Raw genomic sequence first — 24135 nt, 5'->3', positions numbered from 1 at the left:
CAAATGGATCAAATCATGCAAAAGCTACAGGCGGAGGGAAACTCGACCCGGGAATGGTCCGGGATTTGGAATGAGGTAAAAACGAAGACCGTCAGCTATGTAACGGATCCGGAAATATGGACGGGACTATTGCTGGCAATCATCAAGATTATTATTATTTATATTGCGGCGCGCATTATTACCAAAATCGCCAATAAAGCTTTACAGCACATGATGATTGAACGGGAAAAAAGCCCTTTGAAGTTTGATACGAGACGGACGAAGACCATAGCCAAGCTGGTAGGGAACATTGTAACGTATGTTGTTAATTTCATTATGATTTTAATGATTTTAAATCAGTTCGGCGTTAGCTTGGCACCGGTGCTTGCTGGGGCAGGCGTCGTCGGACTGGCTGTCGGGTTCGGCGCCCAGAGCTTGGTAAAGGATGTTATTACCGGTTTTTTTATTATATTCGAAGATCAATTCGCGGTCGGCGACGTCATTCAAATCGGGACTTACCGGGGAACGGTGGAAGAGATCGGCTTGCGGGTGACGAGGATCAAAAGCTGGACGGGAGAAGAATACATCATCCCGAACGGCACGATTACGCAAGTTACAAATTATTCCATACATAATTCGCTTGCCGTTGTGGATGTCATGGTTTCGCATGAGTCGGACATTGACGAAGCGATGAGAATATTGGAGCAAACGGTAAAAAAACATTACGAGAAAGATACGAATATGGTGAAGGAACCGGAATTGCTAGGAGTACAAATGCTTGGTGCTTCGGAAGTGACATTGCGTGTTACGGTAGAGTGCAAGCCTGTAACACAGCATGCGGTTGCAAGACAGCTCAATGCGGAAATTAAGAAAGCATTCCGCGAGCACGGCCTGGAAATGCCATACCCGAGATTGGTTACGTATCATAAAACGGAAAGGGCGGAATGACGATGGAAAAGAAACAATATCAATTGGGCGACATCGTCCAAATGAAAAAGCCTCATCCGTGCGGTACTAATGAAATGGAAATCATTCGGCTCGGCATGGATATTCGTATCAAATGCGTCGGTTGCAAGCACAGTGTCTTGGTACCGCGGGCCAAATTCGAAAGTAAGTTGAAAAAGGTGCTGCGCTCGGCATCGACTGAAGCGGCTCAATCATCCGAAGAATTGTAGTCGGACTCGTCGGAATTCGGTTATGAATATTTCGTCATCAGGACTTGCCAAAAAGAATAATGATGTGGTATTATAACTCTTGTCCCCTTTTTTGGACGCGGAAAGGTACCCAAGAGGCCCAAGGGGGCTGACTCGAAATCAGCTAGGCGGCGCAAGCCGTGCGTGGGTTCGAATCCCACTCTTTCCGCCATACATAAACAAACCAAACGACCTGTCGGTCGTTTTTTTATTGTCCTCGAATGCGCACGAATCCGATTTATTTCCGCATTTCGACAATCCTATTATATAGGAAATTAAAATATTGGAAAAGTGTTATATCATTCATGATTTAGTATGAAAAAAAGACCCGAAAGGGTCCGTTTTTGAAAGTCCACATTTACTAACGGCTGCGGGAACGGCGGGTAACGGCAAACCGGTCGATAACGTATCCGATGACGGCCCAGGATAAGATGGTCAACATATAAAGCAATAGCGGATTAATATGGGTATACTTAAAGATCGGATAAAACCAGGCCGGCACGCTGAGCGCGTAAAAAAGCAAATAGATCGGATCATACTCATGACCGAAAAAGTGAAGGATGCACAGCGCTATGCTGATCAATGTTAAAGTTCTTGTATATTTATATCGCATAAAGGTTCTCCTTTGTGTAGGTTAATAAATGGGGATTCCCCCGCCTGTGTTTACCAGCAGGAAGGGGAAAGGCAAGGCATCAGCCGCGGAAAACTTTTTTCCATTTGCGGTTATGATTCGTTGTCATCGGGAATTTGTCGCCTTTTTGCAAGGTGATGATTTTCGGGTTGTTGATCCCCATATGGAAGGCATCTTCGCCGATTTCCATATATTCACCGTCGTTCGGCGCCTGGTCGCCCGGACGGAATTGACTCCATTCACCCATGGCAGGTCACCTCCTGTAGTTGGTGTACTGTTAGATTTTCCTTAAGCGAGAAGAAGCATAAGCATAAATAATTTCCAAAGACGCAAGCCGTATCGATCCTCGGTTTCGCTTGCTTTAGGCGGGCAATTTTGCTATAGTATTATGGTGCGAGTTTGGGGAACCTATTTACTCGCTCCTTGCTCTTGACGGTACAAGCCGATTCGAGGGCCATAGTCCAAAAGGAGGTGGCAACATGCGCAAATATGAAGTGATGTACATCATCCGTCCAGACCTGGAACAGGAAGCTGTTCAGGCTACGGTGGAGAAGTTCCAAAACATCATCAACAACGGTGGCGAAATTACGAAGCACGATGTGATGGGTAAGCGCCGTCTTGCGTATGAGATCAACAAGATTCGTGACGGTCATTATGTGTTGGTGCAATTCAACGCAAACAACGAGATCGTTAACGAGCTTGACCGCGTAATGAAGATTTCCGACGAAATCATTCGTTACCTGATCGTTAGAGACGTAGCTTAAGGCCTCGTGCCGTAATCGAATCCGGGAGGGAATACGGATGTTGAATCGTGTAATTCTGATCGGCAGGCTGACACGCGACCCCGAATTGCGCTATACGCCCGCAGGTGTGGCTGTAACCCAGTTCACGCTTGCCGTAGACCGACCATTTTCCAGCAATCAAGGCCAGCGCGAAGCGGATTTTATTCCGGTCGTCACGTGGCGTCAATTGGCGGAGACCTGTGCGAATTACCTTCGCAAAGGACGTCTGGCCGCAGTTGAAGGCCGCATTCAAGTACGTAACTATGATAACAATGAGGGCCGACGCGTATACGTGACGGAGGTCATTGCAGATAATGTGCGTTTCTTGGAATCGGCAAACAGCGGCAACCGCGACGAAGGCATGGGAATGGGCGCTCCGAGCGGCGACGGTGGAGGCGGAAACCGTGGAAACTACGGCGGAGGACGAAACAACCAGGATCCGTTCCAGGATGACGGGAAACCGATTGATATTTCCGATGATGATTTGCCGTTCTAAAACAAGAACGGTGAACGAACATTCCACGTAGAAAGGACTGAATGCACCATGGAACAAAGAAGAGAACGCAACTTTGAAGATCGCGGTGAAAGAAAGTTCAGCGGCCGCGGCAAAAAAGGCGGAAAGCGCCGTAAAGTTTGCTACTTCACTGTGAACAAAATTAAGCACATTGATTATAAAGATATCGAAACGCTTAAAAAGTTCATCTCCGAGCGCGGCAAGATTCTTCCTCGCCGTGTGACCGGTACTTCCGCGAAGTATCAGCGTGCCCTGACGATCGCGATCAAACGCGCGCGTCAAATCGCATTGCTGCCTTACACAACGGAATAAGATATGAGCACGAAAGAGCTGTCGGCGGATGCCGGCAGCTCTTTTTGTTTGCGAATAAGAGACACCCGTCTAAAGTTTCAACCGGAGGCGTAACATGTTATGATGGAGAGGTGGGCAAAACGCAAGTTGTTAGAAGTAGAAAGGCAGGGAGAACCGTTGAACATTGCATTTTTTCTGGTGCCCAAAGATCAAGTTATTTTTTTATCGCCTCATTCCACGATGCGGCAGGCGCTCGAACGGATGGAGTACCACCGCTATTCCGCAGTTCCGTTAATTGATGAAGAAGGAAAGTATGTGGGAACGATAACAGAAGGGGACTTGCTTTGGAAATTGAAACATTCGCCCGAGATCGGATTCGAGCATGCACATAAGGTACAACTGAAAGACGTAGCGCAGCATATGACGATTAAGCCGGTGCGAATCGATCAACAAATGCAGGATTTGATCACGCTGGCTACAAACCAAAACTACGTACCGGTGATCGACGATCAAGGCGTATTTATCGGAATTATCCGCAGAAGAGAAATCATCGATTATTGCTTCAAGCTGTGGCAGTCTGAGCAAAGAGTATGAAAAGTGTGGTATAATTAACTAATGTGACACAAATAGCACGACTGAGATGGGGGACGTTGGAAAGCCAATTCCGGTTAGGGAGGGCGGCATCTTATGGATAGAGACGTCGATTTGGCCAGACACGCAAAAATTATCGAATGGCTCAAAACGGAAATCGTCGATCAAATGGCGCACTTGCTCAAAGGCATTTGGGAAGGGAACCATCATAAAATCGTGGATGGACTGGCCAGCCTCGTTGCGTGCTGCTACATCCTCGGTCGCCGTCTAGGCGTTTCGCTTCACAGTTTGGACGAGGCGGTGCTGGACAAAATGAAAAAACACCGTCAGGAAGGGCATCAGCTCGAAGAATGGTACGGCGATATATCCGCTGTGGAAGAACATTTGCGTAAGAGGTGAACGGCTTGGAAGGTACGACAAAGTCGCGAATGCTCGGCTGGAGCATCGCCTACATTGTATTATTATTATCGATCATCCTGCCGCCGATCAACCTGATCACTGCATGTTTATTGATGGTGCCGGTGCTTGTTATGTATGTGAAGCTGAGAACGCAGCGTTTTTTAATACATTATATCGCTTGTCTGGCTGTCGTTTATGTGCTGTCTTCCATGTTGTTGGCCGGTTGGGTCGGGGCGATCATGGTATCGATCTCGTTGTTTTTTTTACCGCCTGTCATCCAGATGGGCAACTTGTTTAAGAAGCGCGCTCCGGCGCGTATGGTGCTCACCGTAGGAACGGTAACGCTGCTTGCCGAGCTGCTGTTAAGCCTGATCGTTAGCAATATGCTGGGACTTGAGCCTGTCAGCAAGATGAAGCAGTTCATGATCGACAGCGTGCAGACGCTGCCGGCGCAATTGCAAAGCGTCATGGCGATTGATCTGGATACGCTCGTGCAGTTGATGGTACAAATGCTGCCGCTGTATATGATCGGCTTCTCGCTGTTTTATGTGGTCATATCGCACTGGCTTGCCCGCAAGGCACTTGTACGTTCAGGAGAGTCGATACCGGCGTTCAAACCGATTCGGGATTGGATGCTGCCCAAATCGTTCGTCTGGTTTTATTTGATTGCTCTCATATTGGAAATGTTCGTGCGCGATTCGAAGTCGATCGTATTTACGATGCTGCTCAATTTGCTGCCGCTGCTGACGGCGGCCTTTGCGCTTCAAGCGTTGTCGTTTCTCTTCTATATCGCGCATGTGAATCGCTGGAATAAGGTGGTGCCGATTATCGGCATCCTGCTGCTGTTGTTTTTCCCGCCGGCCTATTTTCTGTTCAGTCTGCTCGGTGTGTTCGATGTGGCGTTTCCGATCCGGGACCGATTGACTCGCAAGTGAACCTTATAGGGATTAGGAGCGAATGAAATGCCGAAATTCCTGTTAAAACGTTGGCACGGTATGCATATCGTATGGATCTACGCCCTGCTGACGATGCTGATTTTTATCCTATTCATCTATCAGTGGCAGGTTGGTGTGGTAGCCTTGGTGCTTGCGGGCACGCTGGGCTATTTCACGCTGAGGGCGGAGCAGGCGTTCCGCAAAGATTTGAACCATTACGTAGCGACGTTGTCACATCGGGTGAAGCGGGCGGGCAGCGAAGTCATTCACGAATTGCCCATCGGCATACTGCTCTATAACGAAGAGAAAATGATCGAATGGCACAACCCGTTTGTAGCGAAAATGGTCGGGATGGATTCCTTGATCGGCGAATCGGTGCTGGAACAGTTCCCTGCGCTGAAGACGCGGAAGGATAAGGATACGAGGCTCGAGATTGACATCGACAAACGGAAGTATGAGGTTCAGCTTAAGACGGAAGAGCGGCTGCTGTACTTCACGGACATTACGCTGATCAAGTCGTTGCAAAGGCGTTACGAAGAAGAGAAGCTGGCTATCGGCTTGGTCATGATGGATAATCTGGAGGAAGCGACGCAAGGCATTGACGATCAGACACGCAGCATCATGATGGCGAAGGTAACCGGCGAAATTACCGAATGGGCGCAAAAAAACAACTTGTACTTGCGCCGTACCGCTTCGGACCGGTATATGGTGTTGATGGATCAAAGAGGGCTGAAGGCGCTGGAGCAGTCGCGGTTTGAAATATTGGACGAAGTGCGCGACATTACGATCGAGAACAAGCTGCCGATGACGCTTAGCGTCGGTATTGCTTCCGGAGCTTCCTCACTGACGGAGCTCGGACAATGGGCGCAAACGTCGCTTGACATGGCGCTTGGCCGCGGCGGGGACCAGGCGGCGGTCAAAGTGGGCGAACGGCTGTCGTTCTACGGCGGACGAACGAATGCGATCGAGAAGCGCACGCGCGTCAGGGCGCGGGTCATCTCGCATGCGCTGCGCGATTTGATTAAAGAGAGCGAGAAAGTGCTTATTATGGGCCATCGCAATCCGGACATGGATTCGATCGGCGCGGCCATCGGGGTATTGAAGATGGCGCACGTGAGCAATAAAGAAGGCTACATCGTACTGGAAGGCGTCAACCCGTCCATTCAGAAGCTGATGGAGATCATCTATGAGGACGAGAAGCTGAACCGGTGGTTTATTACGCCGGAACAGGCGATGCAAATTACGAACGGTCGATCCCTGACGGTCATTGTCGATACGCATCGTGCGGCGATGACGCCGGAGCCGCGGCTGCTGCAGATGACGTCGCGCAAGGTGGTCGTGGACCATCACCGACGCAGCGAAGATTTTATCCATGACGCGACACTCGTCTACATGGAGCCTTACGCTTCATCGACCTGCGAGCTGGTGACCGAGCTGCTGCAATATTTCCACGAGCGGCTCACGATGGGCGTGCTCGAAGCGACGGCACTGCTCGCGGGCATCGTCGTGGATACGAAGAGCTTCAGTCTGCGCACCGGCGCAAGGACGTTTGAAGCGGCGTCATTCCTGCGAAGGAACGGTGCAGACTCCACGATGATTCAGCGGCTGCTCAAAGAAGATCTGGACTCTTATATCCAGAAAGCGGAAATTATTAAGAACGCCGTGGTGATCTTCGATCATATCGCCTTGGCGGTCAATGAGCCGGGACGCAAATATTCTCAGTTGCTCATTGCTCAAGTAGCTGATACATTGTTAACTATGACAGGCATAATGGCATCGTTTGTCATTAGCGAACGGCCGGACGGACTGATCGGCATCAGCGCCAGATCGCTGGGGCAGATGAACGTTCAGGTCGTGATGGAGCGGCTTGGCGGCGGCGGCCATCTGACCAATGCGGCGACGCAGCTGGAAGGAACGGTGGCGGAAGCAACGCAGCGGCTCAAGCAAGTACTTAGCGAGATTCATGCGGAGGAGGGGCTTTTCGAATGAAAGTCATCTTATTGAAGGACGTTAAAGGACAAGGAAAAAAGGGCGAAGTGAAGGAAGTATCCGAAGGATACGCCAATAACTTCTTATTAAAACAAAAGCTTGCCGTACCTGCAAGCGACGGCGCGATGAAGACGCTTGACTTGCAGAAGAAAGCGGAAGAAAACAAGAAGGCACAGGAAAAGGCGACCGCACAAGAGCTTGGGCAGAAGCTCGGCGAGCTGACGGTCCAGGTCAAGGCGAAGTCCGGAGCGGACGGAAGGCTGTTCGGCGCCGTATCGAACAAGCAAGTAGGGGAAGCGCTCGAAAAGCTTGGAATCAAGATCGATAAGCGGAAAATTGTGATGGACGACCCGATCCGCACGCTGGGCGTGACCGAGGTTGCCGTGAAGCTGCATCCGGAAGTAACCGCGAAGCTGAAGGTGCAAGTCGTAGAAGAGTAATCTGCTCCAGGGGAAAACAGCTGCCCTGGTCCCTGGTGGAAGGGGCTAGGCACATAGACAGCGGGCCGGCCGGAACAATAGCCGGCCCGCTGTTTGTTTCGTGAGCGGCATGTGGTGGAGTATGGCGGTTGTTAGACGCTTCATTCCGTGTGTCAGCGCGGAATCACTGTAAATGATACGGAGTTACAGGATAGGTAGGGGGAGGAAGACGGATGAACGAGAATCTGTTTATGGATCGCATCCCTCCGCAAAATGTGGAAGCCGAACAAGCGGTGCTCGGCGCGATTTTGCTCGACGGCGACGCATTGGTTACGGCGATGGAGCGGGTGCAGGTCGATGATTTTTATCGCCCGTCGCACCGGTTCATCTACGAAGCGATGATCGAGATTGCGGAGGCGAACGAGCCGGTCGATCTTGTTACGTTGACAGCACGTCTGCAAGACAAAAAGCAGCTGGAAGATGTTGGGGGAATCAGTTATCTTTCCGAGCTGGCGAATGCGGTGCCAACCGCGGCGAACGTCGATTACTACGCGCAGATCGTAGAAGAGAAGTCGATGCTGCGCCGGTTGATCCGCGCCGCTACGCAAATCGTAACGAACGGTTATGCCGGCGAGGATGAAGTCGGGACGCTGTTAAGCGATGCGGAACAGCGCATTATGGAGATATCCCAGGCACGTTCCGGCGCCGGTTTTGTCGCCATCAGAGACGTGCTGATGGAAGTATTCGATAAAGTAGAATTTCTATATAACCAAAAGGGAAGTACGACGGGGATCCGCTCGGGATTCACCGATTTGGACAAGATGACATCGGGTTTCCAGCGTTCGGATTTGATCATTGTCGCGGCCCGTCCATCCGTAGGTAAGACGGCTTTTGCCTTGAATATCGCGCAAAATGTCGGCGTGCGGGAGAAGGAAACGGTGGCGATTTTTAGTCTCGAGATGGGCGCCCCACAGCTTGTTCAGCGGATGATATGCGCGGAAGCGAACGTTGACGCCGGACGGATGCGGACCGGTTTCCTGGAGCCTGACGACTGGGAGAAGCTGACGATGGCGATCGGTTCGCTGTCGGAAGCGAACATATATATCGACGATTCTCCTTCAGTAACGGTAGCGGACATTCGTGCGAAGTGCCGCCGCCTGAAGAAGGAGAAGGGGCTTGGGATGATTCTGATCGATTACTTGCAGCTTATTCACGGCCGCGGCAAAGGCGATAACCGGCAGCAGGAAGTATCGGAAATTTCCCGTACGCTCAAACAAATCGCCCGTGAACTTGACGTGCCCGTCATTGCGCTGTCGCAGCTCAGCCGGGGCGTGGAGCAGCGACAGGACAAACGGCCGATGATGTCCGACCTTCGGGAATCCGGTTCGATCGAGCAGGACGCCGATATCGTTGCATTTTTATACCGGGACGACTACTACGACAAAGAATCCGAGAAGAAGAACATTATCGAGATCATTATCGCCAAGCAGCGTAACGGCCCGGTAGGCACCGTAGAGCTCGCTTTCCTGAAGAATTACAATAAATTCGTCACGTTGGACCGGACGCATCAGGAGATGGCGGCAGCGCGTTAAACGTGTGTTGCACGGGGAACACTGGCATTGCTTTAGATGATCCGAATATGCGGACTGCAGACGCTTTTATAGACAATGAAGTGCTGCAGTCGTTTACATACGAACCAATTCCGAACAATGAACCATAGCTATGGTCCATTGTTCGTTTTTGTTGACTTTGCTTCACGGTGCTGATAAACTAGTCATGGTGCGATGGCGCCTTAACGGCGAATAACAGGTGGATACCACCTCACGGGGGGCAAGTGAAACATGTCAACGGTAGTGGTTGTCGGAACCCAATGGGGAGACGAGGGCAAAGGTAAAATAACCGATTTTTTGGCTGAATCTGCGGAAGTGGTAGCGCGCTATCAGGGCGGCAACAACGCGGGCCATACGATTCTCATCAAAGATAAAAAGTACAAGCTGACGATGATTCCATCGGGCATTTTCTATCAAGATAAAACGTGCGTAATCGGTAACGGCATGGTCGTCAACCCGGGCGCGCTGCTTGAAGAAATTCAGTATATTCACGATAACGGTTTCTCCACGAAAAACCTCAAGATCAGCGATCGCGCGCATGTCATTATGCCGTACCATCTGGTTCTTGACGGATTGGAAGAGGAACGCAAAGGCGACAATAAGATCGGCACGACCCGCAAAGGGATCGGCCCTTGCTATATGGATAAAGCGGCTCGCAACGGCATCCGGATCGCGGATTTGCTGGATGAGGAAGAGTTCACGCGCAAAGTGCGTCACCTCGTAGCCGAAAAAAATGTGTTGATCGAGCAAGTATACGGCTCCAAAGGGCTTGATGCGGATTCGATCATCACAGAATACCTCGGCTATGCCGACCGTATTCGTCCTTACGTTACGGATACGTCGGTCGTATTGAACGACTTGATCGACGACGGTAAGAAAGTATTGTTCGAAGGCGCACAAGGCGTGATGCTCGATATCGACCAAGGCACTTATCCGTTCGTTACTTCCTCCAACCCTTCGGCAGGAGGCGTCTGCATCGGTTCCGGCGTAGGCCCGTCCAAAATTCAACAAGTCATCGGGGTGGCGAAAGCTTATACAACTCGTGTCGGCGATGGCCCCTTCCCAACGGAACTGAACAATGAGACCGGCGATTGGATCCGCGAGCGCGGCAACGAATACGGCACCGTAACAGGCAGACCTCGTCGCGTAGGCTGGTTCGACAGCGTCGTTGTGCGCCATGCTCGTCGGGTAAGCGGCATTACCGGCTTGTCCTTGAACTCGCTCGACGTGTTGGCGGGGCTGGAGAAGGTGAAAATCTGCACGGCCTACAAATTCCGCGGCGAAGTGATTGAGCATTACCCGGCAAGCCTGAAGATGCTCGCCGAATGCGAAGCCGTATACGAAGAACTGCCGGGCTGGAGCGAGGATTTGTCCGGCGTGCGCAAGCTGGAGGATTTGCCGGAAAATGCGAGACGGTATGTCGAGCGGATTTCCGAGCTGACCCGCATTCCGATTGCGATCTTCTCCGTTGGCCGCAACCGGGAACAAACGAACCTGGTCAAACCGATTTATTAAACAATAGACGATAACCGATAGCCCCTGTTTCCGTTCAATGAACGGAAGCGGGGGCTTTTTGCGTACACGGACGATTGTTTTCCCAGAAAAAGGTCAATACTAGAGCTATACATACTTTGACAACGGGGCTTAAGGACAGACGCGCCGGCGCTGCCGTTGGCAACAGGCGATGGGAGCTGGGACGGAAAATGAAATGGATAACGTGGATGATGAAGCTGGCCGTCAGTACGGTGATTACATCGTTATGCTGTGTAGCCATGACTTTTTTTGCGGTCAATACGTACGTCGATATGCTGCTCGATCAATATCATATTGAGCGGCCGGCAAGCCAGCAGCTGAGCTGGAATCAGTTTGCCGGACGCTTTATGTCGCAGTTCAGCGCGTTCGCTGGACAGGATGGGGCGGCTCTGGGTAAAACCGCGGAGAAGCCGAAAGATTTGGCTGTGTCGGCCGGGACAAGCGGAAGCGGAAATCCTTCGTCCACCTCGGAAACCGGCTCGAAGCAGAGCAAGGACGGGGATAATCCGACCAGCAAAGGAGCGGAAGGGGAGCGCAAACCGCCGGAGGATGCCGTGGCCGTGTGGAGCCGTCAATCGACCGGACAAGGCAGTGCCGCGGATGAGGAGCGACGGGTGGTCGTTTCGGCGGAGGAATTCACCAAGAAAAAAAATGAGCTGTCCGAGACGGACAAAGCCAAAGTATTTTCCGTGCTGGCCAACCGCGTCCCTGCGGAGGAAATCCAAAAAATTTCGCTCATTCTCGAAGACGGCATAACCGGCGGGGAATTGAAAGAGCTGGAGCAACTATTGCAGAAGCGGCTGAAGCCGGAAGAATACAGTGAGCTGCAAAAACTGATATTAACGCCGTAACAACCCGCCCAAAATAGAATGGACCACGTGCCCGCGACAATAGAGGAGCTGCCTTAAGAGGCAGCTCTTTACTCGTTTATGGTATCGATCTCCCAATAAAAATGCCACTCCGCACAAAATGGCCCTTTCGCAAAAGCGATAAGAGCCATTTTTTACGAATGCCCCATATGCACCATCCGTTGAAATTATGTTACATTTCCTCCGAACCGCGCAATGAGGTCGTGCGCCAAATGAAGTCGGGAAGACTCGACTACGACGTTCATTATACATGCGTTCTCGCTGCCCGATGCGTATTTTGTCGCTTCGGTTGCCTGCAGCAGCTGAACCGTTTCCATGCTGTGCTCCGAACGGAAATCAAGCTTGATATCGACGGCTCCTTGCTGGCGGAGCGCCTCGGTGGCCCGTTCCATATCCTCCCGGTTGTAGAATGAAGCTGTTATGTTTTCCATTGTTTGACTTCACACCCCTGTCATCTTTCTCTCTCAAAAGAGAGAAAGTATACAATTTTGTTGAAAAAAGTAGAGTTGATGTGGTAAATTAATTAGGGAGCCTAACCTATTGGTTAGAGTTTCTATTTTTAGGTGTTTTTATGTGCACATCGTAAGCAACCTGCGTATGCCCGCAATACCGCGTGCAAATTGACGTACATCCGATGCGGATGTCTCCAGGAATAGCAAAGCCCCCATCTGATCGAAGGGACCCAAGCTGAATTCGAATGCGGCAAAAAACGACTTAAAAGGAGAACAAGATGAATTTTTTCAAAGGAACGGATCGAATCAAAGGTTTGCTGGACAAAGCCCGGCAAAAATGGTCCAAGACTCGTTCCGTCGAAACTTCCGAATCGACGGTCGAAGCAGCAGAGCCAGAGAAGAAAACATTCAAGTTTACATACGAAGACATTGCAGCCCGAATTGCTTTACATAAATGGACCATCGTGAAATCAGCGTCTGCGTTTGTGTTTATTGGAGCCGTCGTATGGAGCGGGAACCAGTATGTGCACGCGAATATGATCGATTTCTATCATGTATATGTGAACGGGCAAGAGATCGGCGTCGTTTCTGACGCGGCCAAGGTGAAGCAATTTACCGAGGAGAAGAAAAAGCAGCTTTCGAAAGGGCCTGACGATGTTCGCATGGTCGTTGAGGCACCCACGATCGATTATAAGCCTGAAAGGGCTTTCATGGCAGAGACGCAGGATAGTGCCACGCTGGCGGAGCTGGAAGGCTATTTCACCGCTCATCCGGTAGGCACGCAGCTCCTCGTGGACGGCAAGCCGATGGGGATTGTGAGAGATACGACGGTTGCGCAGACGCTGCTCGAGCAAATTAAGACGAACGCCGTTGATTCCATGCAGAAGAAGAAGGAATCCGGCAAAGTCAGCATCCTTTCCGCAGCCTCTGCGGCGAGTACGCCGGTGGAGACGGAGCTGCTGAAGACCGACTTCGTGCAGAAGGTGGAACTGAAAGAGGTTACGATCGAGCCTTCGGAACTGGTAGAGCCGGACGAGCTGCTCAAAAAGCTGGAGACCGGGGATGTGCAGCCGACAAAATATACGGTGGAGCAGGGCGACTGCGTATCGTGTATTGCCAAGAAGCTTGAAATTCCCAAGCAAGTCATCTATCAGAACAACCCTTGGATTTCGAACGATATGATCAAAGTGGGACAGCAGCTCGATTTGACGGTGCTGCAGCCGACGCTTGCGGTTCGCACGGTAGAGAAAATCGTGGAGAATGAAGAAATCGCGTATGAAACGGAGTACCAGCAGGACGATAGCATGCGTCTCGGCACAACACAGGTACTTTCTCCCGGGAAAAACGGCCAGAAGAAAGTGACGATCGAGCTTACGAAAGTAAACGGCTTGATGGAAGAAGAAAAAGTGCTCGACGAGCAGATCATTCAGGAACCGGTGAAAGCGGTAGCGAAGAAAGGCACGAAGGTTGTGAAGGGCGAGGGCACGGGCAAGTTCGCCTGGCCGGTCGTATCCGCATCGATCTCCAGTACGTTCGGAACGCGTTGGGGTGCTTTCCACAAAGGCGTAGACTTGACAGGCAACCGCAACATCATGGCATCGGACAACGGAAAAGTCATCTTTGCGGGAGTTAAGGACGGATATGGGAATTGTATCATTCTCGACCACCTGAACGGCTACAAGACGCTGTACGGCCATCTCAGTCAAATTAATACAAGCGTCGGCAAGATCGTGGAAAAAGGCGAGAAGATCGGTTACATGGGCAGTACAGGCGATTCCACGGGCATCCATCTGCACTTCGAGGTGCAAAAGAACGGTTCGCCGGACAATCCGCTCAAATATTTGAACCGCTAATCGGTTTGTTATAGGTAAAGAGGCATGGAATATGCAGGAACGCTGCGTATTCCGTGTCTCTTTTTGTTTCGAACCCGGGTGAAAGCATGGAACGGGCAAGAGGGGATGAATCAGAAAACCCGTATACCGATTTCCAAGACGTATAGGGCACTGATCCCGGAATTGTGGTAAAATAGTAGAGTCGTTGGGATGGTTCCCATTCCTGATAGGATCTGACAGGGCGGTGAAGCGAATGGCCAAAATTCTTGTTGTAGACGATGAACAGCCGATTGCGGATATATTGAAGTTTAATCTGGAAAAAGAGGGCCACGAGGTCATCTGCGCCTATGACGGAGGTACGGCTGTGGAGCTCGCCTTCTCCGAGGAACCGGAGTTGATTCTGCTCGACCTGATGCTGCCGGTGAAGGACGGCATGGATGTGTGCAAGGAAGTAAGGCAAAAGCTGAATACGCCGATCATTATGCTGACGGCCAAAGATAATGAGATAGACAAGGTGCTTGGACTGGAATTCGGAGCGGACGACTATGTGACGAAACCGTTCGGCACGCGCGAGCTGCTGGCCCGGGTAAAGGCGCATTTGCGCAGACAGGTGAAGGTGGCGTCGCCGGCTGCCCCGCAAGCGTCGCAGGAAGAAGAGCAGCGGCAGGGCCTGCGGATTCAAAGTCTTTTTATCGACACCGACACGTATGTCGTTTATAAAGACGGCAATCCGCTCGACCTGACGCACCGTGAATTCGAGCTTGTGCAGTACATGGCGAAGAACAGCGGCAGAGTGATGACGCGGGAGCATTTGCTGCAGGCGGTATGGGGGTTTGAATATTTCGGCGATGTCCGCACGGTCGATGTGACGATTCGCAGGCTGCGCGAGAAGCTGGAAGACGATCCGAGCCGTCCGGAGTACATCATTACAAGGCGCGGACTCGGCTATATGATGAAGAGCGCCAAATCCAATAACGGAAGCTATTGAAGCGAGTGATATGGGGATGAAATGGATTCGATTTTTTCAATCGATACAGGCAAAGGTCATCATCATTTACGTGCTTCTTATTTTGATTGCGATGCAGCTGATCGGCGTTTATTTTATCCGAACGCTGGAGAGCTCGCTCAAGAAAGATTTTATCGACAACCGCAACAAACAGGCGCAGCTGCTGGCGCAGTATGCCGAGACGTACTTGATCGAGAGCCAGGAGACGAAGGGCAGCGAAACGAAAAAATCGTACGCCGACTTGAACCAGTTCGTGAACAGCTTGTTCGTCATCAGCAAAGCGGAGATTCAAGTGATCGATGCAAACGGGCTCGTGCTGACCACATCGCTCGATCAAAACCGGTCCGTGATCAACAGCAAAAATACGCAGACCGAAGTGACCCGCGCCCTGCAGGGGATCAAGGATAACCAGCGGATGTTCACCGATTCCGACGGTATAAGGAAAGTCGTCATTGCGAAGCCGATCGGTTCCGGGGTGAAGGTGTACGGTGCCGTGTACATCATTTCCTCCATGGAGGAAGTGTACGATACGATGAACCGGATCAGCAGGCTGCTCATTACCGGCACGTTGATCGCGCTTGTCCTGACGGCGCTGCTCGGGGTCATCTTGTCGGCTACGATTACGAATCCGATCAAGGCGATTACGAGGCAGGCGACGGCCGTGGCGGAAGGCAGTTTCGACGAACGGCAGGTACAGGTCAAAGGGAACGATGAGATCAGCCAGCTTGGGGCGACGTTCAACTTCATGACCGAGCGGCTGCGAGAGGCATTATCGCTGAACGAGGAAGAGAAGGAGAAGCTCGCTTCGATCTTGTCGAACATGAACGACGGACTGATTGCGACGGATGATCGCGGACGAGTGATTCTGATCAACCGGCGGGCGAAGCAAATTCTTCAGGTGAACGAAGACACGACGCTTGGCATGACGCTCAACGATCTGCTCGGCATCGCTCCCGACAAATTGAAGGAAGCGGAAGGCAGCGAAGACAAGACGACGATGCTTCAGTTCTACAATGAGTCCGACGAGGAGCCCTTGTACGTACGCGTCACCTATACTGGCATTCACAGCAGGGGCAAAGGCAATGGGACGACCGGGACCATAGCGGTGCTGCAGGACGTTACCGGCCAAGAGAAGCTGGAGCAGTCCCGCCGTGAATTCGTCGCCAACGTCTCGCATGAGCTGCGGACGCCGCTGACGACGATCAAAAGCTACCTGGAGGCGCTGGAGGACGGAGCGCTCGAGGAGCCGCAGCTCGCGGGCAAGTTCGTGAATGTGGCCCGCAACGAGACGGAGCGGATGATTCGGCTTGTGACCGATCTGCTGCAGCTATCCAGACTCGATTCCAAGCAGGCGACGATCAACAAGGAATCGACCGATGTGGTCGAGATGCTGGAAGAAGTGGCAGACCGGTTCTCGTTCCAGCTGGAGCAGCGAACGATCGCCATAGATATCGACGTTGCGCCGGGCGTAAAGCAAATTATGCTCGACCGCGACCGCATCGACCAAGTGCTCGACAACCTCGTCTCCAATGCGATCAAATATACGCCCGAAGGCGGGCACATTCGCATTCTGGCGGGAAGACCCGATCCGCAGCTGCTCGAAATTTGCGTGCAGGATAATGGGATCGGGATCCCGAGAAAAGATTTGAACCGGATCTTCGAGCGTTTTTACCGGGTGGATAAAGCCCGCTCGCGCAGTATGGGCGGAACGGGTCTTGGCTTATCGATTGCCCGGGAAATAGTGAAGGCGCACGGCGGAACGATCCATTTGGATTCCGAGTTCGGACAAGGGACGCGCGTGACGTTTACATTGCCTTATCAGCAGGAGGAGGCAGCGGGATGATCGAGAAGCTGAAAACAGCCGCTTTGACGATATTGGTGCTCTTGAGTTTGCTGCAAAGCTATTTGCTCGCGTACAGCTATCCGAAGTTCGATCCCGTCACGCCCGACGAATACGTGAAGACAGATTTGCTCGGTACGCAGGCGACACTCGACGACATGCTGTTCCCGGATCAGCTCGTGCTCCATCTGGGTAAAGAACAGCATAGCGTCGTCTATCCGAACAGCGCGAAGTACAATGAGATATGGGATACGGTGAAGCAGCGGTTTCTGGAAGGGTTCCGCAAGACGACGACAACCGCGCTTAACTTGAATTGGGATGATGTCCGCGGCAAACAGCAGGGTGTCGAGGTGCGTTTTCGGGATGGGCTTCCGCTTCATTTGCTGCAGCGGACGATGCAGCTCAAGGGCGATTTGCCCAGTGACACCGACCTGATCACGCGCATATGGATTTTCACCAAAGATACGAACGAAGTGCGAGCCATTTTATTTACCGATACAGCGAACACCGTTTATGAGGTTATGAAGGCGAATTTTACGACCAAAGATATTGAGCGATTTGCGGCCGTTGAAGCCGATTATACGCCGTACAAGGTGACTGCCGGGGATTATTACTTGCCGATGAAGCCGATCACCGCGTCGGGCTATAAAATGGGCTACACGCAGTTTACGGTCGATCAGATGAAGCTGACGTTTTTCGTCGACCCGGCGATCACCCGGAACTTGACGGAACGCGACGGCACGGAGATTTACACGGACGGGAAGCGGGGGCTGCAGCTGAAGAACGAGCAGCATTGGATGACGTATTCCGACCCTGTGGCGCCTTCGCCGGACAACAAGTTCGACTTGCGGGAAAATTTATTGTCCGCGGTCCAGTTCATTAACCAGCACGGCGGCTGGAACGGAACGTATGCGGTACAGAAAGTGCCGCAGCAGCGTCTTTTACTCAGCAGTCAGGCTTTTTTGTTCCGGCAGTATTATGATTCGTTTCCGATCATTAATCCGCGCTCGGAAAATATCGGGTTTATCCGCATTACGCTGCAAAAAGGGATCGTCTCCAGCTATGAGCGATCCATCATGACGCCGGACCCGCGTAATATGACGCGGACCGAGGTTCAATTGGCAGGCGGCGAAGCGCTGGACGAGCTGCTGAAGCAGTTCAGTACGCAGAAGACGCAGTTTTACAGCGTGTTTCCCGCTTATCGGCCGATCGTGATGAGTCAATCGATCGAGCTCGTGCCGGCATGGGCGGTGGAGCTGCGGGACGGCACGTATGAATTTTTGGAATAAGGAGGGACGGCGATGGACTGGGGCCGGGCGAAGACGATTTTAATATTGTCCTTTCTGCTGCTGAATGCGGTGCTCGGCTTTCAGCTGTGGTCCAGCCGTTCCGATCTGCTCGATCTGGAGGCGAATCCGAGCGGTGCCGCGGAGGAGATTCAACGGCTGCTGAAGAGCAAGAACATTCAGGTGCCTGCGGACATTCCAAAGGATGTGCCGAAGCTGAAGGAAATTGTCGCCAAGTTCGACGATAAGCTGACGCCGGGCAAGCCGATGCTGCTGCAAACCCCGTTCAAGTTCGATCCGCTTATTAATAAAGGCGCGATTCGGGATGTGCTGAGCAAAACGGGAATTGCCAAAATCGAAGCGTATCAATGGGATCCGATGGAGAGCATGAACGGTAATTATGTATTTCATCAAATGTACGGAAATTTGCCGATGTTCGAAGTGCAGATCGAGCTGTACGAAAAAAGCGGCATGATCAGCACGTACCGGCAAGGGTATGTGGAAGTGCAGTCCGAAGGAGATCAGAAGGAGCAAAAAGTCATCTCCGCCTATATTGCGCTTCGCAGCTTGATCGAAAACTTTTTGCCGTCCGGCTCGATCATTACGGGTGTGCAGCTCGGATATCACGGACAGGTGTACAATTCGCAGACGCTCAATATGTGGCCTTCCTGGAGGGTCACGCTGGCGAATGGCGACCAATATTTCGTACACGCGTTTAACGGAGCGGTGGAAGAACCGCAGCGCAACAAAAAGTAGCAGGTAAGGAGTTTTGGGGAATGGGCATAAGGTTTAGTGTACTTGCAAGCGGCTCGACCGGGAATGCCTTGGTCGTGGACACGGACGAGGGCAAAGTACTGATCGATGCGGGGCTGAGCGCGAAAAAGGTGGAACTGCTGCTGAAGGAGCGGGGGACATCGGCATCGGAGCTCGATGCGATCCTGGTGACGCACGAGCATGCGGATCATATTAAGGGGCTCGGAGCGATCGCGCGCAAATACGATCTGCCGATATACGCCAACGAGAAAACGTGGGAGGCGCTGGACCAGCAAATCGGGGACATTGCCGAAGCGAACCGCTGCGTAATGCAGACGGGAGAGATGCGCGAATTCGGCTCGCTCCAGGTTGAATCGTACGGCATCTCGCACGATGCGGCGGAGCCGGTAGGCTACTGCTTTTATCACGGGGAGGAAAAGCTGAGCCTTGCGACCGATCTGGGCTACATGAGCTCGAAGGTGAAGGAGAAAATCCAGGACAGTGACGTGCTGGTACTGGAATCGAACCACGATATCGAGATGCTGCGGATGGGCAAATATCCTTGGAACATCAAGCGGCGCATCTTGAGCGATGTCGGCCACTTATCCAACGAAGCGGCCGGAATCGGGCTGTTCGACGTCATGACGACGAAGACGAAGCGGGTATATCTTGCGCATTTGAGCCGGGATCATAATCTGATGGATTTGGCCAGGCTCACCGTGAATAATATGTTAGAGGAACGGTTGGCACCGGACGACCACAGGCCGAAACTGATGGATACATACTACGATCGCGCGACGACGTGGGATCGTTTGGATGAAGAGTGAGGGCATCGCCGTCTTCGGCAGGCTTCAAGGCGACATAGTGGCGGAAGCGGTGTCGGCAGCTTCGAGCGCATGCGCCTTCGCGGCAATTTCTTGCGCGGAGAGGATGCCTTTCTCGACGAGCAGCTCGATGACGGCGCTGAGCATCAGCGATTGCTGGTAATGCGCTTCCTTGAGATCGGCGAGCTTGCCGATCCATTCGATCTGTTCCAGGTGGGAGGAAATACGGTTCGTATTCATGTTCATTATTGCCTCATCCCTTCAATGTGTTGTTTTATTCAAGGCTCTGTATTTGTTCTATCGCTTCATTGCGAACTGGGGCTATGATTCTATTCTAGTCTTGCGCTATGAAAAACATTCCTGAATTTTCAAAGTTTTTTTCTGTGATTTGGTTTCGCAGTTTGCAAGATTGTAAGGTACAATAGAACAAGCGGTACTTATCGGGAAGCGGCGTGGCATGTAGAGGGGAGCGGGGAACATGAGCTTGTTTGACGACGATTTTTATTCGACCAAGGCATCGCGCCGGGATACGTGGCGGATGCCCCGAAGGTTCCCCAATCAGCTTCCGGGGTGGTTGCTCCCGGCGGCAAGCGGAGCTGTAGTCATGGCCGCGCTGTTCATGTTATTTGGCGGTGGCGGCGAATCGGCGGAGAAGGCAGCGGCACCCGCGGCGGTTGCCGCGATGGCTCCCCCGTCTTCGGGTGCGTCGGCTTCGGACGGAGGTTCGGAGCGGCGAATGAGCGATTCGGTTGTCGACGCGGCGGAGAAAGTGTCTCCGACGGTCGTGAGCATCCTCGGATCGAAACGGGAAGGCGAGAAGGAGACGGCCCGCGGCGGGGCGATCGGGCTCGGTTCGGGCGTGATCTTCGAGCGTAACGGCGACAAGGTGCGCATTGTGACCAATAACCATGTGGTCGAAGGGTTTACTCAGCTGGACGTCATCACGGTCGCTGGGGAACGCCGGAAGGCGACTTTAGTCGGGCGCGATCAAATTACCGACCTCGCCGTGCTGGAGACGGACGGGAACGGCTTGAAACAGATTGCCGAATTCGGCGACTCCGACGGGTTGAAAGCCGGGGAGACGGCGATTGCGGTCGGTTTCCCGCTGGGCCTCAGTTACACGCCGACCGTAACGAAGGGCATTATCAGCTGGCCGAAACGCACGATCCCGGTGTCGCTCGGACGCGAAGGCGAACCGGATTGGGAGATGGACGTTATTCAGACGGATGCGGCCATCAATCAAGGCAATAGCGGCGGTGCACTGGTCAATTTAGACGGCAAGGTCATCGGCATCAATACGCTGAAGGTGGCCGATATGGGTGTCGAGGGCCTCGGTTTTGCGATACCGATCAATCAAGTCAAAGTCATTATTCAATCTCTCGTTACCGATCATAAAGTGAAGCGTCCTTACATCGGCGTCGTGACGCAAAACTTGCAATCGTTTGCCGGAACGGAAAGCTTGAAGCTTCCCTCGGGCGTCAAGCGCGGCATTATCGTCATTGAAGCGGTCGGCCCTGCGAAGGATGCCGGCTTCAAGAGCGGCGACGTCATTGTGGAGCTGGACGGCAAGCCGATCGACAGCACGCTCGCGCTGCGCAAGTATATATACGGCAGCAAGAAAATCGGCGATAAGATGGCGATTACGTATTACCGCGGATCGAAGAAATCGACCGTGCAGCTTACGCTCAGCGAAGTAACGGATAAATAGCAGCAGCGTAAGCGTATAGATATCGTTAAGATGGTGTATTTTCGGCTACAATAGGAATAACGATTAAGGTTTGTCTATGTCTGGAGAGCTCACGCAGAAGCGCTCGTAACCGGACGAACGTATGAAAAGGGGTACAGCATGCACGTTGTTTGCAAAGAGCATTTGGAACTGGCGATCGACATGTTCGTCGATGAATATGAAGAAGCGCCGGATATCGTCGATTTGGAAGAAGTGAAGTTCACCGCATGGGAGCCTCCGGCACATTGTGAACGCTGTGCGGAGCGGGGACGTTTCCTGGTGGTCTGAACTAAAGTGGAGGGGGAAGGCAGGCCCGGCGTGCGAGCGGGTGGCCTTCTCCTTTTGTTGTTGTTAGGCGGAGTGCTGGACGGAAGCGGGGCAGACATGGTCGTACGAAGTGATGTTGAGTAATACCGTGACCGATATGAGGGTGCTCTGGGGAATATACAGGGCAGCAGATAGGGGGAACCGGCGATGCACATCCAGATCATCGCAGTGGGGAAGTTGAAAGAGGCGTACCTGGTTCAAGGGATCGCCGAGTACGTCAAGCGCCTTGGCCCGTATGCCAAGGTGCAAATGATTGAGGTGCCGGACGAGAAGGCACCGGAGACGATGAGCGCCGCGGAAGAGGCGCTCGTAAAGCAGCGTGAGGGGGAGCGTATCCTCGCGCATATCAAGAGCGATGCGTATGTGGTCGCGCTCGCGATTGACGGCAAGCCGCTATCGAGCGAGGAGCTCGCGCGGCAGGTGCAGGATCTGGCCACTTACGGGCGCAGCCACGTGGCCTTCGTGATCGGGGGCTCGCTCGGACTGGCCCCCGCGGTTCTTGCGCGCGCCGAACAGAAGCTCTCGTTCGGGCGCATGACGCTGCCGCACCAGTTGATGCGGCTGGTGCTAATGGAGCAGGTGTACCGCGCGTTTAAGATTATGCGCGGAGAACCTTATCATAAGTGACGCAAATTTTTATGATAAACAGGGAAGCCCCAAAACCAGGGGGCGCTCTTAAGGATTCCGTCTATACATTTTAAGTAGAAATTGCCGTTACAGAGAATGCAGTGCGCCACCTCGTATCTGGTGTATAATGCAAGAAGTGAAACTTCCGCATCGACGGTGGCATGACAAAGGAGATTTTATGACATTTGAACAATTGAAATTGAGTCCCCCCATTCTTAAAGCGTTGGCCAAGGAAAATTATACACAGCCCACTCCCATACAGGAGCAGGCAATTCCGCCGGTGCTGGCGGGCCGTGATTTGTTCGGCTGCGCTCAGACTGGGACCGGCAAGACAGCGGCGTTCTTGCTGCCAATTATCCAACTGCTGAGCGCGCAGCAGGGACGATCGAGCGGCAAGCGCGTCATTCGTTCGCTGATCCTGACGCCTACGCGAGAGCTGGCCATTCAGATATCCGACAACTTTAAATCTTACGGACGCTTCTTGAATCTGAGAAGTGCCGTGATTTTAGGCGGCGTACCGCAAAAAACACAGGAGCAGGCGCTGGAGCAAGGCATGGATATACTGATAGCGACGCCGGGCCGACTAATCGACCTGATAAACCAAGGGTTCGCCGATCTGCGTCACGTGCAGATCCTCGTGCTGGACGAAGCAGACCGCATGCTAGATATGGGCTTCATTCACGACATGAGAAGGATCATCGCCAAGCTGCCTGCCAAACGACAGACGCTGTTCTTTTCGGCGACGATGCCGCCCGAGATCACGTCTCTGGTAGATTCACTGCTGACGAATCCAATGAAAATCGAAATTACGCCCGTTTCCTCGACGGCGGAGCGGATCAAACAGACACTCTACTTTGTGGACAAGCCGAATAAGCTGCCGTTGTTGATCGACCTGCTACAAGACATGTCGATCGAGAGCGCGCTTGTGTTCACCCGTACGAAGCATGGCGCGGATCGGCTGGTTAGAGGCTTGACGAAGGCGACGATTACCGCGCAGGCGATTCACGGCGACAAGTCGCAGAACGCCCGCCAAGCTGCGCTGAATAACTTCAAGCAAGGTGTGACTCGCATGCTGGTGGCGACAGACATTGCGGCCCGGGGCATCGACATCGAGGAGCTGTCGCACGTCATTAACTACAATTTGCCGAATATCCCGGAGACGTATGTACATCGGATCGGCCGCACCGGACGAGCGGGATTAAGCGGAATAGCGATTTCGTTTTGCGAGTACGAAGAGATTCCTTATCTGAAAGATATCGAGAAGCTGATCAAGCAGAGGATTCCAGTGATCGGGGATCATCCGTATCCGATGACAATGAATGAGTCGACTCCAACGGCAGTTAGGGAGACCAGAACCAGCGTCACATCTTCCGAGGATTGTGTCACCCGCGGCCATCGCGAAGGCACTAATCGAAACGACTCTGCATAGGCCGCAGCGATCATTGGATTGCACGTGATATATTGAGAAACTTGGTCGTTGTTCCAAGACAAATGGCAAGACCGATGCGATGGCGCGGCAGGCGGTTACGTCCTTATTCAATCTGGAGAAACCATACCATGACGTGCGGTTGAATGGTTTCCACCTGATCTCCTGTCGCAGGAAGCGTATGTTCAGGAAAAACCGGAAGTTGGCGAAGGTGCCTGGTACTCCAACGAACAAACTGAACTTGTTTCGGAGTGAGGTGGCCGAAAACAAGGACGGCAAACCTGTGTTTGTCATGATCCAC

The 24135-nt window shown here is 52.5% G+C and carries 27 protein-coding genes and 1 tRNA gene; 24 read left to right on the top strand and 4 right to left on the bottom strand.

Annotated elements, in window-relative coordinates:
* Positions 1–3: 3 nt before the first annotated feature.
* From ACFQI7_RS32310 to ACFQI7_RS32300, 3 genes are all read left to right on the top strand, one after another.
* Positions 4–927 (top strand): mechanosensitive ion channel family protein, encoded by a 924-nt coding sequence (locus tag ACFQI7_RS32310; protein ID WP_218101890.1) that lies wholly within the window; start codon positions 4–6, stop codon positions 925–927.
* Positions 928–929: 2 nt separating this feature from the next.
* Positions 930–1154, top strand: a complete 225-nt coding sequence (locus ACFQI7_RS32305; protein ID WP_218101889.1) for a DUF951 domain-containing protein — start codon at positions 930–932, stop codon at positions 1152–1154.
* A 99-nt stretch (positions 1155–1253) separates the two neighbouring features.
* Positions 1254–1344, top strand: a tRNA-Ser gene (locus ACFQI7_RS32300).
* Positions 1345–1533: 189 nt separating this feature from the next.
* Here the strand turns inward: ACFQI7_RS32300 and ACFQI7_RS32295 are convergent.
* Positions 1534–1785: a hypothetical protein gene (locus tag ACFQI7_RS32295; RefSeq protein ID WP_218101888.1), complete on the bottom strand. Its 252-nt coding sequence runs from the start codon at positions 1783–1785 to the stop codon at positions 1534–1536.
* A 79-nt stretch (positions 1786–1864) separates the two neighbouring features.
* Positions 1865–2050: a YjzC family protein gene (locus ACFQI7_RS32290; protein WP_218101887.1), complete on the bottom strand. Its 186-nt coding sequence runs from the start codon at positions 2048–2050 to the stop codon at positions 1865–1867.
* A 232-nt stretch (positions 2051–2282) separates the two neighbouring features.
* Between ACFQI7_RS32290 and rpsF the strand changes: the two genes are divergently transcribed.
* The 11 genes from rpsF (at position 2283) to ACFQI7_RS32235 (ending at position 11717) form a co-directional block, all read left to right on the top strand.
* Positions 2283–2567, top strand: coding sequence for a 30S ribosomal protein S6 (gene rpsF, locus ACFQI7_RS32285; RefSeq protein WP_218094176.1), 285 nt, complete (start codon positions 2283–2285; stop codon positions 2565–2567).
* Between the two features lie 37 nt (positions 2568–2604).
* A complete protein-coding gene (gene ssb, locus ACFQI7_RS32280; protein WP_218101886.1) occupies positions 2605–3081 on the top strand; it encodes a single-stranded DNA-binding protein in 477 nt (158 codons plus the stop codon).
* Positions 3082–3129: 48 nt separating this feature from the next.
* Positions 3130–3411, top strand: coding sequence for a 30S ribosomal protein S18 (rpsR, locus tag ACFQI7_RS32275; RefSeq protein WP_218094174.1), 282 nt, complete (start codon positions 3130–3132; stop codon positions 3409–3411).
* Between the two features lie 156 nt (positions 3412–3567).
* Positions 3568–3984 carry a CBS domain-containing protein gene (locus ACFQI7_RS32270; protein WP_218101885.1) on the top strand — a complete coding sequence of 139 codons (417 nt, stop codon included), beginning with the start codon at positions 3568–3570 and terminating at the stop codon, positions 3982–3984.
* 93 nt (positions 3985–4077) lie between these two features.
* Entirely contained in the window at positions 4078–4380 is a 303-nt protein-coding gene (locus ACFQI7_RS32265) for a MazG-like family protein (protein ID WP_218101884.1), read from the top strand.
* Entirely contained in the window at positions 4377–5315 is a 939-nt protein-coding gene (locus ACFQI7_RS32260; RefSeq protein WP_377518241.1) for a DUF2232 domain-containing protein, read from the top strand. Before ACFQI7_RS32265 ends, ACFQI7_RS32260 begins: the two co-directional genes overlap by 4 nt.
* 27 nt (positions 5316–5342) lie before the next feature.
* The gene (locus ACFQI7_RS32255) at positions 5343–7304 is read left to right on the top strand and encodes a DHH family phosphoesterase (RefSeq protein ID WP_218101883.1); all 1962 of its coding nucleotides are present in this window, start codon (positions 5343–5345) and stop codon (positions 7302–7304) included.
* Entirely contained in the window at positions 7301–7744 is a 444-nt protein-coding gene (gene rplI, locus ACFQI7_RS32250) for a 50S ribosomal protein L9 (RefSeq protein WP_218101882.1), read from the top strand. The genes ACFQI7_RS32255 and rplI overlap by 4 nt, the downstream gene beginning before the upstream one ends.
* A gap of 212 nt (positions 7745–7956) precedes the next feature.
* Positions 7957–9315, top strand: a complete 1359-nt coding sequence (dnaB, locus tag ACFQI7_RS32245) for a replicative DNA helicase (protein ID WP_218101881.1) — start codon at positions 7957–7959, stop codon at positions 9313–9315.
* Positions 9316–9564: 249 nt separating this feature from the next.
* Positions 9565–10848, top strand: coding sequence for an adenylosuccinate synthase (locus tag ACFQI7_RS32240; protein ID WP_218101880.1), 1284 nt, complete (start codon positions 9565–9567; stop codon positions 10846–10848).
* 188 nt (positions 10849–11036) lie between these two features.
* On the top strand, positions 11037–11717 hold the full coding sequence (locus ACFQI7_RS32235) for a hypothetical protein (protein ID WP_218101879.1): 681 nt from the start codon (positions 11037–11039) through the stop codon (positions 11715–11717).
* A gap of 185 nt (positions 11718–11902) precedes the next feature.
* Here the strand turns inward: ACFQI7_RS32235 and ACFQI7_RS32230 are convergent, their stop codons facing one another.
* Positions 11903–12166, bottom strand: coding sequence for a hypothetical protein (locus tag ACFQI7_RS32230; RefSeq protein ID WP_218101878.1), 264 nt, complete (start codon positions 12164–12166; stop codon positions 11903–11905).
* Positions 12167–12465: 299 nt separating this feature from the next.
* Here ACFQI7_RS32230 and ACFQI7_RS32225 point away from each other — a divergent pair, with 299 nt between their 5' ends.
* The 6 genes from ACFQI7_RS32225 (at position 12466) to ACFQI7_RS32200 (ending at position 19731) form a co-directional block, all read left to right on the top strand.
* On the top strand, positions 12466–14040 hold the full coding sequence (locus tag ACFQI7_RS32225; RefSeq protein WP_218101877.1) for a M23 family metallopeptidase: 1575 nt from the start codon (positions 12466–12468) through the stop codon (positions 14038–14040).
* A gap of 232 nt (positions 14041–14272) precedes the next feature.
* Positions 14273–15007 carry a response regulator YycF gene (gene yycF / locus ACFQI7_RS32220; RefSeq protein ID WP_218101876.1) on the top strand — a complete coding sequence of 245 codons (735 nt, stop codon included), beginning with the start codon at positions 14273–14275 and terminating at the stop codon, positions 15005–15007.
* A 16-nt stretch (positions 15008–15023) separates the two neighbouring features.
* Positions 15024–16868, top strand: coding sequence for a cell wall metabolism sensor histidine kinase WalK (walK, locus tag ACFQI7_RS32215; protein ID WP_218101875.1), 1845 nt, complete (start codon positions 15024–15026; stop codon positions 16866–16868).
* On the top strand, positions 16865–18154 hold the full coding sequence (locus tag ACFQI7_RS32210) for a YycH family regulatory protein (RefSeq protein WP_218101874.1): 1290 nt from the start codon (positions 16865–16867) through the stop codon (positions 18152–18154). Before walK ends, ACFQI7_RS32210 begins: the two co-directional genes overlap by 4 nt.
* 12 nt (positions 18155–18166) lie before the next feature.
* Positions 18167–18907 carry a two-component system regulatory protein YycI gene (gene yycI / locus ACFQI7_RS32205; protein ID WP_218101873.1) on the top strand — a complete coding sequence of 247 codons (741 nt, stop codon included), beginning with the start codon at positions 18167–18169 and terminating at the stop codon, positions 18905–18907.
* A gap of 20 nt (positions 18908–18927) precedes the next feature.
* The gene (locus ACFQI7_RS32200) at positions 18928–19731 is read left to right on the top strand and encodes an MBL fold metallo-hydrolase (protein ID WP_218101872.1); all 804 of its coding nucleotides are present in this window, start codon (positions 18928–18930) and stop codon (positions 19729–19731) included.
* 24 nt (positions 19732–19755) lie between these two features.
* On the opposite strand, the gene ACFQI7_RS32195 is transcribed toward ACFQI7_RS32200, so the two are convergent.
* Positions 19756–19974: a hypothetical protein gene (locus ACFQI7_RS32195; RefSeq protein ID WP_218101871.1), complete on the bottom strand. Its 219-nt coding sequence runs from the start codon at positions 19972–19974 to the stop codon at positions 19756–19758.
* A gap of 232 nt (positions 19975–20206) precedes the next feature.
* Here ACFQI7_RS32195 and ACFQI7_RS32190 point away from each other — a divergent pair, with 232 nt between their 5' ends.
* From ACFQI7_RS32190 to ACFQI7_RS32175, 4 genes are all read left to right on the top strand, one after another.
* Complete coding sequence (locus tag ACFQI7_RS32190) at positions 20207–21436, top strand: S1C family serine protease (protein ID WP_218101870.1); 1230 nt, start codon at positions 20207–20209, stop codon at positions 21434–21436.
* A gap of 138 nt (positions 21437–21574) precedes the next feature.
* Positions 21575–21742 (top strand): CxxH/CxxC protein, encoded by a 168-nt coding sequence (locus ACFQI7_RS32185; RefSeq protein WP_218094158.1) that lies wholly within the window; start codon positions 21575–21577, stop codon positions 21740–21742.
* Positions 21743–21928: 186 nt separating this feature from the next.
* Positions 21929–22408 carry a 23S rRNA (pseudouridine(1915)-N(3))-methyltransferase RlmH gene (gene rlmH, locus ACFQI7_RS32180; RefSeq protein WP_218101869.1) on the top strand — a complete coding sequence of 160 codons (480 nt, stop codon included), beginning with the start codon at positions 21929–21931 and terminating at the stop codon, positions 22406–22408.
* 178 nt (positions 22409–22586) lie between these two features.
* A complete protein-coding gene (locus tag ACFQI7_RS32175) occupies positions 22587–23837 on the top strand; it encodes a DEAD/DEAH box helicase (RefSeq protein ID WP_218101868.1) in 1251 nt (416 codons plus the stop codon).
* Positions 23838–24135: the final 298 nt, after the last annotated feature.

Origin of the sequence: Paenibacillus allorhizosphaerae (assembly GCF_042659105.1) — a bacterium.
Taxonomy (GTDB): Bacteria; Bacillota; Bacilli; order Paenibacillales; family NBRC-103111; genus Paenibacillus_G; species Paenibacillus_G allorhizosphaerae.
The sequence above is the reverse complement of the archived record's forward strand: the minus strand, read 5'-3'. Positions and strand labels throughout refer to the sequence as shown.